General features: G+C 37.0%; 9 protein-coding genes. 8 read left to right on the forward strand and 1 reads right to left on the reverse strand.

All coding sequences use genetic code 11. The features are described from left to right. Nucleotides 1-113 precede the first annotated feature (113 nt). From H5090_RS10405 to H5090_RS10435, 7 genes are all read left to right on the forward strand, one after another. Nucleotides 114-4,955, forward strand: a complete 4,842-nt coding sequence (locus H5090_RS10405; RefSeq protein WP_182695651.1) for an NAD-glutamate dehydrogenase — start codon at nucleotides 114-116, stop codon at nucleotides 4,953-4,955. A gap of 120 nt (nucleotides 4,956-5,075) precedes the next feature. Next, a complete protein-coding gene (gene pyrD / locus H5090_RS10410; RefSeq protein WP_182695652.1) occupies nucleotides 5,076-6,086 on the forward strand; it encodes a quinone-dependent dihydroorotate dehydrogenase in 1,011 nt (336 codons plus the stop codon). Nucleotides 6,087-6,203: 117 nt separating this feature from the next. Continuing rightward, nucleotides 6,204-6,734: a cell division protein ZapC domain-containing protein gene (locus H5090_RS10415; RefSeq protein ID WP_182695653.1), complete on the forward strand. Its 531-nt coding sequence runs from the start codon at nucleotides 6,204-6,206 to the stop codon at nucleotides 6,732-6,734. 91 nt (nucleotides 6,735-6,825) lie between these two features. After that, entirely contained in the window at nucleotides 6,826-8,943 is a 2,118-nt protein-coding gene (rlmKL, locus tag H5090_RS10420; protein WP_138489126.1) for a bifunctional 23S rRNA (guanine(2069)-N(7))-methyltransferase RlmK/23S rRNA (guanine(2445)-N(2))-methyltransferase RlmL, read from the forward strand. Then, nucleotides 8,936-9,175 (forward strand): glutaredoxin family protein, encoded by a 240-nt coding sequence (locus H5090_RS10425; RefSeq protein ID WP_002961779.1) that lies wholly within the window; start codon nucleotides 8,936-8,938, stop codon nucleotides 9,173-9,175. Before rlmKL ends, H5090_RS10425 begins: the two co-directional genes overlap by 8 nt. A 15-nt stretch (nucleotides 9,176-9,190) precedes the next feature. Continuing rightward, complete coding sequence (locus tag H5090_RS10430) at nucleotides 9,191-11,104, forward strand: ABC transporter ATP-binding protein (protein WP_002961781.1); 1,914 nt, start codon at nucleotides 9,191-9,193, stop codon at nucleotides 11,102-11,104. An 11-nt stretch (nucleotides 11,105-11,115) separates the two neighbouring features. Further along, nucleotides 11,116-12,873, forward strand: coding sequence for a DUF3466 family protein (locus tag H5090_RS10435; RefSeq protein ID WP_182695654.1), 1,758 nt, complete (start codon nucleotides 11,116-11,118; stop codon nucleotides 12,871-12,873). Between the two features lie 102 nt (nucleotides 12,874-12,975). Here the strand turns inward: H5090_RS10435 and H5090_RS10440 are convergent, their stop codons facing one another. Beyond that, a complete protein-coding gene (locus tag H5090_RS10440) occupies nucleotides 12,976-13,482 on the reverse strand; it encodes a DUF2062 domain-containing protein (protein ID WP_024595571.1) in 507 nt (168 codons plus the stop codon). Between H5090_RS10440 and H5090_RS10445 the strand changes: the two genes are divergently transcribed. Further along, complete coding sequence (locus H5090_RS10445; protein WP_182695655.1) at nucleotides 13,462-15,729, forward strand: DNA internalization-related competence protein ComEC/Rec2; 2,268 nt, start codon at nucleotides 13,462-13,464, stop codon at nucleotides 15,727-15,729. The two genes, H5090_RS10440 and H5090_RS10445, sit on opposite strands and share 21 nt — an antisense overlap. The last annotated feature ends 47 nt before the right edge of the window (nucleotides 15,730-15,776 follow it).

The raw sequence follows: 15,776 nt of genomic DNA on the forward strand, positions 1-15,776 counted from the left end.
CATCGAAAAGGCTGTTTATTAGCTGTAAAAGGGTTAGAATTTAACTGACTCCACGCTAATAATACGCTGTACAAATATTCTGCTTTTAGCAGTAATAGATTAAGGAACATACAATGACACGAAATGAAGGCCAAGCCTCGGTTATCCTAGATAATGTCTGTAAGCTGATCCAGAAAAAAGTTCGCGCTGATAATGTGTTACTCGTTGAGAAATTCGCCAAAGCCTTGTACAGCAATATGTCTAAAGAGGATTTGGCAAACCGCAACGATAGTGACCTATATGGCGCAGCATTAAGCCTTTGGAACTCGCTAGAAAAAAATACTACTGACGACGCTGTTATCCGCGTTTTCAATCCAGAAGTGGCAAAAGATGGCTGGCAGTCATCACATACAATCGTTGAAATTATCACTAAAGATATGCCGTTCTTAGTTGATTCTGTTCGTATGGCCATGACTCGTGAAAATATCGCCTCTCACTTATTACTTCACTGCCCATTAAAAATTAAGCGTGATGAAAACGCTAAAATTTCTGGATTATCAAATTTAAAAGCAGAGCAAGAATCTTCATCTACTAAAACAGTATTTTTTATTGAAATTGACCGTCAAACAGATTCTTCTGTGATTGAGTCTTTCAAAAAAGAATTAGAGTCTGTGCTTGTTGATGTATCAGTTGCTGTTGATGATTGGCAACCAATCCGTAAAAAATTGATTGCAGTGACTAAAGAGTTACCTAAACGTCATCATAATAAAAGTAAAGATGAAGTTTCAGAAACAACTGAGTTTTTAGATTGGTTAGCTAAAGATAATTTTACCCTAATGGGTTACCGTGAATATGAGTTAAGCCCAGTTCAAGGTGATTACCAACTAAAAGGTAAAATGGATACAAGCCTAGGCTTGATGAAAAACTCGACTGAAGAACACACTCGCTTATTATCAGAATTACCTGAAGTTGCACGTCAAGAAGCTCGTAGCAGCAACCTACTGATTTTAACAAAAACTAACTCTGTTTCTCGTGTTCATCGTCCAGCTTACATCGATTATGTAGGCATTAAGCGTTTTGACGATGAAGGCAATGTAATTGGTGAAGACCGCTTTATCGGTTTATTTTCATCAAGCTTTTACAATAACAGTGCTACTGATGTACCTGTGTTAAAAAGTAAAATTAATCGCATTATGGAAATGTGTGATTTTGCTAAAGGTACTCACGCTTACAAAGCTGTTTTAAATATTTTAGAAACCTACCCACGTGATGAGCTAGTTCAAGCGCGCGAAGGTGAGCTACTTGAAGTTGCTATGGGTGTGTTACAAGTACAAGAGCGCGATATGTGTCGCTTGTTTGTACGTAAAGATGCGTATGGTCGTTTTTTATCTTGTATGGTTTATGTACCTCGCGAGCGTTATAACACGGCTCTTCGTCGTGAAACGCAAGATATATTAGCTAATGCATTTAATTCTGACGATAAAGTCGAATTTACTACTTATTTCTCTGAGTCAACACTGGCGCGTACTCATTACACCGTTCGTGTGACCGACAACAAGATCGAATATAATGTGAAAGACATCGAAAACAATTTAGTAGAAGCTGCACGTACGTGGGAAGATAAACTTCAATCTGCTCTTTTAGAGTCTGCGGGTGAAGCTCGTGGTAACGATTTAAATCGTAAATACTGTAACGCGTTTGCACGCTCATACAAAGATGAAGTGCTTCCAAGTGCTGCGGTTGTTGATATTGAAAAGTTAGAACTACTTAGCGATGAAAACAAACTAGAAATGCTGTTTTATCGTCCTCAAGAAGAAGCAAACAGCAATATTGTACGATTAAGCTTATTCCATAAAGATGAGCCGATTCACTTATCTGATGTCATGCCAATGCTTGAAAACTTTGGCCTTCGTGTTGTTGGTGAAACACCATATTCAGTTAAAACTAGCGATGGTCGTATCAACTGGATCATGGACTTCTCGATGCTTATTGACAGCAAAGGGATGGCAGATTTTGATAAAATCTCAGCACGTTTTCGTGCTGCATTAACAAATGTTTGGGGCAACCGTCTTGAAAACGATGGTTTTAACCGTTTAGTGTTAATGGGTGGCCTAACAGGCCGCGAAGCATCTATCTTACGTGCGTACGCTAAGTACATGCGTCAAATTGGTGTAACTTTCTCACAAAGCTACATAGAAAGTACATTTGCAAATTATCCAAATATCGCAGCGCAAATTGTTAACTTGTTTGCTAAAAAGTTCTCAGTTAAAAGCCCTGCAAGTGCTAAAACACTTGAAAAGCTAAGCACGCAAATTTATTTAGAGCTTGAAAATGTAGCAAACCTTGATGATGACCGTATTATACGTTTATACGTAGATATGATTGTTGCGACGCTGCGTACTAACTATTTCCAAAAAGACGATGCCGGACAGTTTAAGTCTTATGTGTCGTTTAAAATACAACCTAGCTTAATTCCAGATGTACCACTTCCTTTACCTGCGTTTGAAATTTTTGTTTATTCTCCGCGCGTAGAAGGTGTGCATTTACGTTACGGCAAAGTAGCGCGTGGTGGTCTGCGTTGGTCAGATCGTCGTGAAGACTTCCGTACTGAAGTACTTGGCTTAGTTAAAGCACAACAAGTTAAAAATACGGTAATCGTACCTGTTGGTTCTAAAGGTGGCTTTGTATGTAAACAACTACCGACTGAGCGTGAAGCGTTTATCAAAGAAGGCCAAGAGTGTTATAAAATCTTTATCCGTGGTCTTTTAGATATTACTGATAATATTGAGCGTGGTGAAATAGTACCTGCGCGCGATGTTGTTCGTCACGATGAAGATGATGCTTACCTAGTAGTTGCAGCCGATAAAGGAACCGCTACTTTCTCTGATATCGCAAATGGCATTGCTAACGAATACAATTTCTGGCTAGGTGATGCATTTGCATCTGGTGGCTCGGTTGGTTATGACCATAAGAAAATGGGTATCACAGCAAAAGGCGCATGGGAGTCAGTTAAACGACATTTCCGTGAAATGGATATTGATTGTCAATCTACCAATTTTACAGTAGTAGCAATTGGCGATATGGCAGGCGATGTATTTGGTAATGGTATGCTCTTATCTAAGCATATTCGTCTACAAGTTGCCTTTAACCATATGCACATTTTTGTTGACCCTAATCCAGATGCTGCTACATCTTACCCTGAACGCGAACGTTTATTTAATATGCCGCGTTCTTCTTGGGAAGATTACAATAAAGAGCTAATTTCTGCCGGTGGCGGTGTGTTCTCTCGTGCAGCTAAATCAATTACGCTTAGCCCAGAAATGAAAAAAATGTTGGGCACTAAAAAAGCTAGTATGACACCAAATGAGTTAATGAAAGCCTCATTAATGATGGAGTTTGATTTACTGTGGAATGGCGGTATTGGTACATACATTAAACACTCTAAAGAAACTGATGCCGATGTAGGGGATCGTGCAAACGATGCACTACGTATCAATGGTAGAGATTTAGGCGCTAAAATAATAGGTGAGGGCGGTAACTTAGGTGCAACGCAATTAGGTCGTGTTGAATTTGCAGCTAAAGGTGGTCGTGTTAATACTGACTTTATTGATAACGTAGGGGGTGTTGCCTGTTCAGATAACGAAGTTAACATTAAGATTTTACTTAATGGCTTAGTCGCTGAAGGTGACCTAACACGTAAACAACGTGATGAGCTACTTTACTCAATGACAGATGAAGTTTCTGAATTAGTATTAAAAGACTGTTACCGTCAAACACATACTATTTCAATTACGCAGTCTAAAGGAACTTCAACGCTCAAAGAAAAGATTCGCTTTATTCATGCGCTTGAAAAAGAAGGCAAGTTAAACCGTGCTATCGAATTTATTCCAAGTGATGAAGAATTGGCAGAACGCGCCGCTGCAGGTAAAGACTTAACTCGTCCTGAGCTTTCAGTGCTAGTGTCTTACGCAAAAATGGTATTAAAAGAGTCTTTAGTAAGTGATGAAATTACTGAAAACCCTTACTATCGCCAATTGCTTGTTAAGTCATTCCCACGTCCATTGCGTGAGAAGTTTAACGATGCGATGAACAACCACCCACTTCGTAAAGAAATTATTGCAACTAAACTTGCAAACAGTATCGTTAACGATATGGGTTTAAACTTCATGGTACGTATGCATGAAGAAACTGGTGCTAATGAAGCTGAGATAGCAATGTGTTACTCAATTGCTAGCGAAATATTTGAAATGCGTGAAACATGGTCTTCTATTAGTGCACTTGATAATAAAATACCAGCAGCAGTTCAAACTGAAATGCTTTACCAACTTCGTCGTACTGTGCGCCGTGCAACGCGTTGGTTCTTACGTCACCGTAATAAGTCACAAACTATTGAACAAGGAATTGAATTCTTTGCGCCAACCTTTAAAGATTTAAGCGATAACTTAAATACGTATATGATTGAAAAAGAAAATGATCGTATTGTAATTGAGGCCAATAAGTTAATTGACGCGGGCGTTCCAACAGATATAGCTAATCGTATTGTTTCTTTATCAAGCTTATTCTCTGTGATGGATTTAGCAGAAGTTGCGAATAGTTCAGGTAAGAGTATTTCGATGGTGTCCAATACTTACTTTAAACTAGGTGCAAGAATGGGTCTGCATTGGTTCTTAGAGCAAATAACTAAGCAACCAGTAGCAAATCATTGGCAAGCACTTGCTCGCTCGTCTTATCGAGAAGAGCTTGATTGGCAGCAACGTACGTTATCTGAAGTTGTATTAAATAGCTTTGAAGGTGATGAGAGCGATGTTGATAGTCAAATAGACGAGTGGATGGATAGCCAAGATTTATTACTTCAACGCTGGAAACAAATGCTGGCTGAGTTTAAAACATCACAAAGCCACGACTTTGCTAAGTTCTCGGTCGCACTTCGTGAACTTATGTTGTTAAGCCACAATTGTGATACATCAGGAAAATAATTTAGCTTTAATCAGTTAATTGTTTAGTAAATAAATAACTGATTGTTAAAATTGTTATACAATACCTCAGCCTTGTCTGAGGTATTTTTTTGTCTAAAATTTAAAAAGAGGATTATATTGATGTTTTATGATTTAGCTCGCCGTTTTATGTTTACCCGTGATGCGGAGTGGGCGCATGAGTTTGCACTTAATAATCTTCGTCGTTTTACCAATACACCTTTAAATTTAGCTTGGTCGCAAAATATTTCTGATAAGCCAGTCGATTTTTTGGGTCTGAAATTTAAAAACCCTGTAGGGCTAGCAGCTGGCCTTGATAAAAATGCGGAATGTATTGATGCATTTAGCCAAATGGGCTTTGGTTTTATTGAAGTTGGCACTATTACGCCGCGTGCTCAAGCTGGTAATGATAAACCTCGTATTTTTAGGTTGCCAGAATCAAACGCTATTATTAACCGTATGGGTTTTAATAATAAAGGCGTTGATAACTTAGTTGCAAATGTAAAAGCAGCAAAATACAGCGGCATACTCGGTATTAATATTGGTAAAAATAAAGATACGCCAAATGAACAAGGTAAAGATGACTATATTCATTGTATGCGTAAAGTGTTTGAACATGCCTCATATATTACGGTAAATATTTCATCACCAAATACACCTGGCTTGCGTGATTTGCAATATGGCGCTGCACTTGATGATTTACTGCAAAGTCTTAAAAACGAACAGTTAGATTTAGTTGCAAAGCACAATAAACAAGTACCTATGCTTGTAAAAATTGCACCGGATCTAGATCAAATTCAAATTCAGCAAGTAAGTGAATCACTTTTAAATAATAAAATCGATGGTGTAATTGCCACCAACACCACGCTTGAGCGAGCTGCAGTTATGGGCCAGCAATATGCAGAAGAAGCCGGCGGTTTATCAGGTCACCCTGTTAGAATGCGCTCTACAGAGATAGTGAGTGAATTGAAACGCTTAACACAAGGTAAATTACCAATCATCGGAGTAGGCGGAATAGATGATGCGCAATCAGCAAAAGAAAAGTTCGATGCAGGCGCAAATTTAGTCCAGGTTTATACTGGGTTCATCTACAAAGGCCCACAATTGGTAAAGTCGATCGTTAACGGCTTATAAGGATCAGTTATCTAAGCTTTTGATCGTTCGATAAATGTTCTAAGCAAGCATTTTAAAAGTGGTCAAAAGCGGTTATACTGTGAGCAATAATTATTCAACATACCCAAGGAGGAGTAAATGTTACAAGCATCAAAGCAATGGCAGTGGATTACTTGTCCTAATAAAAATCGTTTGTTACTTGATTTAAATGACGACATGCAATTATGTACGCCCTATAAGTTAAGACAACTCACCGATTCTGTTTTTAAAAATCCACGTTTTAGTTTAGAAGATGCTGCATTTTATGAACAAGTTTATAACTATTTAGATGGGTTTGAATTGTGGTCTGCTGCTCAAATTTGTCAAATATCGCTAAATGCAACCGCCGTTAAGTATCACTTAAAACCCGTTTTATCAAAAAGCTGGTTTTTTGAAGAGTACACTGGAACAGAGCCAAGTGTAGAAGCAATAGTAAAATTAATATCTAAATCGCAGACTGGCGATTTTTTAATTGTAGAGCATTGCCCTGATGCATCTATTTGCTTAAATTTAAGCGAAACCTTTAAATTAGACGAAAATTTATCTTTAGCACAATTTGAAGTAATCCGTATTTTGAATAATCGAGTCCACCCCATCTTAAATCAGCAATATCAAAGTCAAACCGCCTAACCAAATTTAAGTCTTAAGCGTGTCTTTATGGCGTGTTTGTCGCCCAACCTATGTTATAATCCTGCGCAATTAGCTATTAAGGGTTATTACTTTGCAATTTATCGCACTTACTTCTATCGGAATCGAAAATTTATTGGTTGATGAACTAACAGAACTTGGCGCAACTGTGTCTAAGCAAACTGTTGGTTCTGTTCGTTTTGAGGCTGACTCATTACTGGCGCAAAAGGTTTGTTTATCAAGTCGTTTTGCAACGCGTGTGCTTATGCTTATTGAAGAAAAAGAAGGCGTAGATGACAAGAATAGCCTGTATAATTTTGCTCGCTCGCAACCTTGGCAAGAGTGGTTTGGACCAACTCAAACATTCGCTGTCGACTTCAACGGTACCAATGACTCATTAAAAAACACACAATTTTCGGGTCTTGTAATAAAAGATGCGATTGTTGACTACTTTAATGATTTATACGAGCAGCGTCCTAACGTTGATAAGCAAGATGCAAATGTGCGTGTTGTTGCACGATTAAATCGTTACGGCGTTTCTATGTATATTGATTATTCGGGCCCTCGTTTATCTGAACGTGGTTACCGTCAAGGTCAAGGTAAAGCACCAATTAAAGAACATTTAGCTGCTGCATTAATTAAACGAAGTGGTTGGCTTGATAATGTAAAACAACCTTTATTCGATCCATGTTGTGGTGCGGGTACTATTTTAATCGAAGCGGCTGGGATGGCACGAAACGAAGCACCGGGATTATTTCGTGAAGGCTTTGCTTTTGAGCGTTTACCCAGTTTTAGAGCCGCTAAGTTTAAAGAACTTAAAGAAGAGTTACTTGCTAACATTACCGATCCTAAATTGTGGTTAATTGGCCACGATTACGATGAACAAGTTTTAAATAAAGCGATTGATAATGCCAAACGTGCTGAGCTTGATGATGTTATTAAGTTTAAGCAAAGCGATGCAACTAAACTTACTGCTGTTGCAAAATTACCGGGTGTTGTAATTTCAAACTTACCTTATGGTGAACGTATTGGTTCTATGGCTGAGCTTGTTGATTTACACCGTAATTTAGGTGTTGGCTTTAAAAAGCACTTTAATCATTGGAAACTTGCCTTACTAGGTATGGACGAGAGCTTATTTAAACTTTTAAAACTTGTGCGCCTTAAGCGTTATAAGTTTAAAAATGGCCCACTTGATGTTGAACTTAACTTATATCAATTAGATGATAAGCAAGTAAGTTTGACTACCGATGATAAAAAAGCGCTTAATTTTGAGGGCTCTACGTCATTCGCAAATAGATTGAAAAAGAATAAGCAAGGCTTAAAAAACTGGCTTAAACAAAATAAAGTAGACGCTTATCGTGTTTATGAAGCGGATATCCCTGAGTACAATGTTGCTGTAGATATCTACGGTGATTCTGCGGTTATTTTTGAATATGCAGCGCCTAAAGAAATTGATGAAAAAACATCAGAAAAACGCCTGCAAGACGTAATAACATTGACTTCGCAACAACTTGATATCTCACCTGAAAATATTGCTGTAAAAGTGCGTAAAAAGCAAAAGGGCGAAGAGCAGTATACGGCCATGTCTAAACAAAACCGAACTATGGTAGTTGAAGAGTTTGGTGCTAAGTTTAAAGTTAATTTATTTGACTACTTAGACACAGGTTTGTTTTTAGATCACCGTTTAATGCGTCGTTATATTCAAGAAAATGCGAAAGATAAGCGCTTTTTAAACTTGTTTGCATACACAGGTACTGCCTCTGTGCATGCTGCACTTGGTGGCGCTAAAGCAATTACAACAGTTGATTTATCTAAAACCTATTTAAAATGGGGCCAAGATAACTTCGATTTAAACAATATCAGTAATACACGTTACCGTTTTGAACAAGCAGATTGTTTAAAATGGTTAGAGCATGCGACAGCACAATATGATTTGATATTTTTAGACCCTCCAACGTTCTCAAACTCAAAACGTATGAAAGACGCGTTTGATGTGCAAAGTGATCACATTAAATTATTAACGTGGGTTAAAAAGATCTTAAGTCCATCAGGTACTTTGATTTTCTCTAATAACAAACGTGGTTTTGTAATGGATGAAGTTGGCCTGATTGGTTTAGGTTTAAAAGCCGTTAATATCTCAGATAAAACGCTATCACCAGACTTCAAACGTAATAAAAAAATCCATAATAGCTGGCTAATTACGCATGGCTAAATGGATTTTATATCATACTGATGGCTGCCACTTGTGCGAACAGGCTGAGCAACTTATCACTGATGTACTAAATGACAACAGTGAGTTATTACTAATCGATATTATGACTGATGAGCAGCTTATTGCTGAGTATCAAATTACTATTCCTGTATTAAAAAGTGAAAAAGGCGAGAAATTATATTGGCCTTTTACTTTACACTCTGTGCGCGAATTTTTAGCACAAGCAGAATAAGAGCAAATAAGAACTATGGATTTAATAAGAATTTTAAAAGCACAACTTGCTTTTGGTACACATGCTTTGCTTAACAAAGCAGACGCTGTTATAGAAAGTGGCGAAAGAGTGTGTGTAGTTGGTCGAAATGGCGCGGGTAAGTCAACGTTATTAAAAGTACTCGATGGACAAGTTGTTTTAGATGATGGTGAAATAAATCAGCTTGGTGGTATTCGAATTTCTCGTTTAGAGCAAGATCCACCAAAAGGTGCAAGCGGAACTGTATTTGATTACGTTGCACAGGGTATGCCAGAAATCGCTAACCTACTCATTGATTTTCATCATGTTAGCAACGAACTGCAAACACAATGTACTGATAAGTTATTAAATAAACTTGAACGTTTATCAAACCAACTTGAAGCCGCTGATGGTTGGCGTTTTGATAGCCGAATTCAATTAGTTTTGACACAATTAGAATTAACACCAGAGGCTAAGCTTGAGTCTCTTTCTGGTGGCTGGTTACGTAAAGTAGCACTTGCGCGTGCACTTGTAAGTGAGCCTGACTTATTATTACTAGATGAGCCAACAAACCATTTAGATATGGCAAGTGTAATGTGGCTTGAACAGTTTTTAAAAGAATTTAAAGGCGGCATTGTATTTATATCGCATGACCGTGCGTTTATTCGCGCTGTCGCTACGCGTATTTTAGATTTAGATCGCGGTAAACTTATTTCGTACCCAGGTGATTACGCGACTTATCTAGAGCAAAAAGCGCATGATTTAAAAGTAGAAGAAGCGCAAAATGCATTGTTTGATAAGCGTTTAGCTGAAGAAGAAACGTGGATTCGCCAAGGTGTTAAAGCGCGAAGAACGCGTAACGAAGGGCGTGTTCGAGAGCTAAAACAGCTACGTAATGAGCGCAAGCAACGTGTTGATCAAGTTGGAAAAACTGACTTTAATATTGAAACAGCTGATCGCTCAGGTAAGTTGGTATTTGAAGCTAAGAACCTTTGCCATGCATTTAAAGACAAAGTTATTGCTGATGATTTTTCGACACTTGTAATGCGTGGCGACAGAATTGGCTTAGTAGGCCCAAATGGTATTGGTAAAACAACACTATTAAAACTAATGTTTGGTGATTTAGAACCTGATAGTGGTATTACTAAGCAAGGTGTTAATTTAGAGTTTGCTTACTTTGACCAATACCGTGAAAAACTTGACGAAGAAGCAACTGTTCAAGATAACGTTGCCGAAGGTAAACAAGAAGTGATGATGGGCGGTCGTTCACGCCATGTTTTAGGTTACCTGCAAGACTTTTTGTTCCCTCCAGCACGCGCTCGAACCCCGGTTAAAGCACTCTCTGGTGGTGAAAAAAATAGACTGCTATTAGCTAAACTGTTTTTAAAACCATCTAATATACTTGTTCTCGATGAGCCAACGAATGACTTGGACATTGAAACGTTAGAGTTATTAGAGGACATTATTAATCAATATCAAGGTACAGTGCTGATTGTAAGCCATGACCGAGAATTTATTGATAATACATGTTCTAGTGTATGGGCATTCGAAGGCAATGGTAAAGTAACAGATATCGTCGGTGGTTATAGCGACTATGAAGCTTATGTAGGTTACTTAGCTGAACAAGAAAAAAAAATTCAGCAACAACCAGTAAAAAAAGTTGAAAAAGTAGCCGCTCCAGCTGCAAAACCAGCAGCTAAGACAAATAAACTCTCTTACAAATTAAAACTTGAATTAGAGCAACTACCGAATAAAATGGAAAAACTAGAAGCTGAAATTGAAGCTCAACAAGCTGTAGTGAGTGACGCAAACTTTTTTAAACAAGAGAGTGATGTAACAACTAAAGCATTGAACCATTTAGCACAACTTGAGTCTGACCTTGAAGCTGCCCTTGAGCGCTGGGAAGAACTTGAAGAATTACAGAATCAGTAGTAAGGACTAAAATGAAATATAAATTACTCGCTGCCAGTATTTTAGCGACATTAAGCACTTCAGCAACAAGTGCGACGTACCAGTTAAGTGAATTAGGGACTCTTGAAGACGCTAAATATTCTTATGTAACAGATGTAAGCGAAAGCGGGCATATTATTGGTTTCGCAAATGGTTTATACAATTTACCTATTGATACCAGCTATATAGATTTTACTGAAAATGTTATTGAAAGTGCTTACGACAGCACAGAAGCAGCATATGAATTAAGTGATAAAGAAATTACTTTCACACTTGATGACATTGAAAATAATGATGCCGTAAGCACTAATCCTGATGCTCATGCTTTTATGGTTAGTTTTTTGGCAAATTCGAATTTAGGAATTCCGTCTAACTTTGAATATCAAAAAATGAGCTCTTTAGTTGGGATTAAATTTAACGAATCAGAGATTACTGAACAACCGATTTTTGATATAGCTTCTGTTGATTATGATGGATTAACTCGTTCTACTGTCAATCTTTTAAATGCAGTAAGTGAAGATGGCGTTACAGTCGGTTGGGGTAGCGCCCCATACGATAAAGTATCTTTTACACCTGATGGCGAAGATGATGCAGAAACGTGGTTTACTCATGAATTTATAGAACGTGGAATTGTAATAAGCGCTGATGGCAGTGTAAGTGTTGAGTTAGAGCCTGAGTTTAATGAATACGGTGGCACAAGCCGCGCTAACGATATTGTTAAAACTAACAGTGGTTATACCGTTGTAGGTAATATGTCTACAAGCATTCCAGATGACAGACAAGATAATATTGATGATAACTGTGATAATGAAGACGAACCTACGTCAGTATGTATCAACTTGTTAAATTCAAATATTACACGAGGCTTATTTAATAAGCGCGCTGTTAAATGGGAACTTGATGAATCACTTAATATCACGTCTGTTGAAGAGCTTGGTATGGCACTGACACCTGATGAAGGTGAAGCGGAAGATGATGCATTTACAAGTACTGCTTTAGCAGTGAACAGCAACGGGACAATTGTAGGTTCATCGAATACACGTTATTACAAAAATGACGATACAATTCTTACAATGCCAGTTTATTTTAAAGACGGTGCGGTTGTTGATTTTATTAATCAAGAAGATGACTGGCAGTCTGGTAAATCAATTGCTATTAATGATAACGATGTAATTACAGGTTATGCAACTAAACGTATTGAAGGTACTCTTCGTAATAAATTCTTTTACCATGATATAGCAACGGGTAGTACGGTTTTCCCTACTGATTACTTTTCAAGCTCAAGTTCTTACGGTAACGATATAAACAACCAAGGTTATATTGTAGGTGAAGGGGAAGTGGGTGTTTCTGATAGCTCGCGACTCAAAGAGGCCTTTATTTACAAAATTGGTGAAGACAAAATCACTAATCTAAACGATTTACTGCCTTGTTATGACACCGACGGTGAAACTGATTACGCTTATACTATGGTTGAAGCGACTGCTATCAACGAAAATAATGAAATATTTGGTACTGCGACTAAAACAGTTGAAAAGCTAGATTCATTAGGCGGTGTAGTAACTGATATTAATGGTGAAATTGAATATGAGAGTATTGCAATAGCAGTTAAACTAACGCCCATTGCAAATGGTGAAGTAGAAAGCTGTGCTCCAGTAGAAGCTGAAGTTTATGAGCGTAACTCTGCTAGCTTCCCTTGGTATACATTATTGTTATTACCACTGGTTGGCTTAAGGCGTGTATTTCGCTTTTAAAGTTTATTGATTATAAAAAAACCAACTTGATAAAGTTGGTTTTTTTTCGTCTATAATATTTTATTAGATTAGGATTGCAGCGATTATTTAGCTTTAACGCCACTAATTATTTCGTGATAACCATGCTTTTTTCACAGAGCGGCGCCAAATAATATCGATACCAAAATATCCTATAATTGATGCAATAGAAGCACATACTAATGAACCTAATAAAAATGCAGGACCAATTGTTTCTATACTTTCTAAAAACCAAGACCAACTTGCTTCAAATACAAAGTGTTGTTCTGGCTGATTAAGTATTAACGTACCCACTAAGTATGAGCCATAAAAGATAGGTGGCATGGTTAATGGATTCGTAAGCCATACTAAAGCAACTGATATGGGTAAATTAACCCTAAATAATATAGCACCTGCTGCGGCTAAAACCATTTGAAAAGGAACAGGGATGAAAGCAAAAAATAACCCGACCGCGAAGGCCCCTCGAGCTGAACGTCTATTTAAATGCCAAAGATTTGCGTCTTGCAAAAGTCGTCCAAATATTTTTAGTGATTTATGATGTCTAATTTTATTTGGATCAGGTAAAAATCTTTGGATCGTTTTTTTAGCCATTTAAAGCAACCATTTACATCAGTGTGGATAAGTCTTGGGTTTGTAATTGGCTGTGTAGCAACCGTGTTTTATTATCAAACTCTCGAATTTACAGTCTTCACAATTTTCATTGTAATAGTGAGCGCTTATTTTAAGCCGTTTTTAAACGTATTGTTAGGCTTTATTTGTGCAATTTGCTTTGTTGGTATGCATTTCTACCTTTTTTATAGTTTTGAAATACCAAAATCGAACGAAAAGTATGCACTTGATTCTACATTAGTTGTTGAAGAGGTTATTTCTGATAAAAAACCTCAGTATATCAAAGCCAAAATAGTGGCATTAGATGGGAGTAGTTTTTCGAGTTTTAGAGCACCCAAAGCAATGCTCAGTGTTAATTCTGCACAGCCCTTTACAGTCGGGGATGAATTCTCTGCATTAATCCATTTAAAATATTTTCGCAGTAATAAAAATTTTAATGTGTTTGATAATGAACGTTATGCATTTATAAATAGAATATTATTTAAAGGCAAAGTTCTCAATAAAGAGCTTAATATAATACACAGCGATAAACAAAGCATCGTACTAGATTATCAAAACTTCATTAAAAATACCTATACAAATACAAGATTGCAGTGGCTCTATTATGCATTACTCAGTGGTGATAAATCGTTAATGAGCTATACAGATAAACAATTAATGCAATCACTTGGGTTAAGTCATTTACTGGCTATATCGGGTTTACATATTGGTTTGATTTTTAGCTTTGGTTATTTATTCATTCGATTTATCTGTACGAAAATAAACTTTTCAATTGGTCAATCATTTAACCTTACACTTTACTACAGTTCGTTCGGTTTTATAGCTGCATTAGTTTACGTATATTTAAGTGACTTTTTAGTATCAGCAACGCGAGCGCTAATTATGCTGGGTTGTTATTTGTTACTTTATTTTCTTGCTAAACAGCCGCTGCGTTGGCGTAGTATTTTATTTGCCTTGGTTATAGTGCTTGCTGTTAATCCATTTAATTTACTTAATCCAGGTCTGTATTTTTCATTTTTAGCGGTCGCTATAATTTTTACTGTTATTAATAAATTACCAATATTAAATACACGAATAAAAAACAAAATTATTGCGTTATTTGTTATTCAAGTAGCATTGTTTATCGGTTTATTACCACTTTCACTTTATTTTTTTAATGGCGTAAGTATTGCGGGACTAGTGATTAACTTAATTGCGATACCGTTTCTTTCCATCATTATTTTACCATTTTTGATTGTTTTTACATTACTGAGTACTTTTATAGATATAGGTAATTTAATACATTTGTTTGATACAGGGTTATATGCGTTATTTAAATTACTTTATGAAATACCCGAGTCGTTAAGATGGCTGACAACAGGAAGAATCGAGTTAATATTCGTCATTTTTACCTATATTACTATGTTGATGATTTACTTCCTCCCCTATAAATTGCTCTGTTTCATTCCTTTAACAGTACTTTTATTGAATAATCTTCTAAAAGAAAAGCCTAACTGGCAACTTCATGTGTTTGATGTTGGGCATGGTCTCATGGCATTAATTGAAAAAGATAACCAAGTGCTTATCTATGATTTTGGTCCAAGTTATTTTAATCGTTTTAGCCGTACGCGAAGTATCTTATTGCCTTATATAAAAGCAAATAATTTCACAGTAAAAACAGCGATTCTAAGTCATGAAGACAGCGATCACGCTGGAGGAATACAGCATTTTATTGAAGCTGGATTTGGGGAAACATTAAAGCAATTTCACCCTGAAAATACACTTAATGTGTGTGAAGTCCAAAGTGTTGATTTTGTCGGTTTAAGAGTAGAAAGCTTTAGCACTAGAGGGTATGGGAATGAAAACGACGATTCATGCGTTGTTAGAGTATCGAGTAATACTCATAGTGTGTTATTTACAGGTGATATATCAAAATCCCGTGAAGCCTCTTTATTAGCGAATAATATACCGTTGAAAAGTACAGTCATGTTAAGCCCTCATCATGGCAGTGATACATCCTCAAGTGTTAATTTTATTAGTGATGTAGCCCCTAAAGTTGTGATTCATTCAAGTGCTTATAAAGGACAGTGGGAATTTCCCAAGCCCGTTGTTGTCGAGCGTTACAAAGCAATAAGCGCCGAGCAATTTACAACAGGCGTTGAAGGACAAATTAGTATTAAATTCTACTCAAACAATTTGGCCATAGAAACAGCAAGAGGGCAGGAAAGTTATTGGTTTATCAAAGATTGACGTTTAGTTTTATCTCATCGAAGGATACAATACAGGGAGTTACTGTA

Origin of the sequence: Pseudoalteromonas sp. SR43-5 (assembly GCF_014163835.1) — a bacterium.
Lineage (GTDB): Bacteria > Pseudomonadota > Gammaproteobacteria > Enterobacterales > Alteromonadaceae > Pseudoalteromonas > Pseudoalteromonas distincta.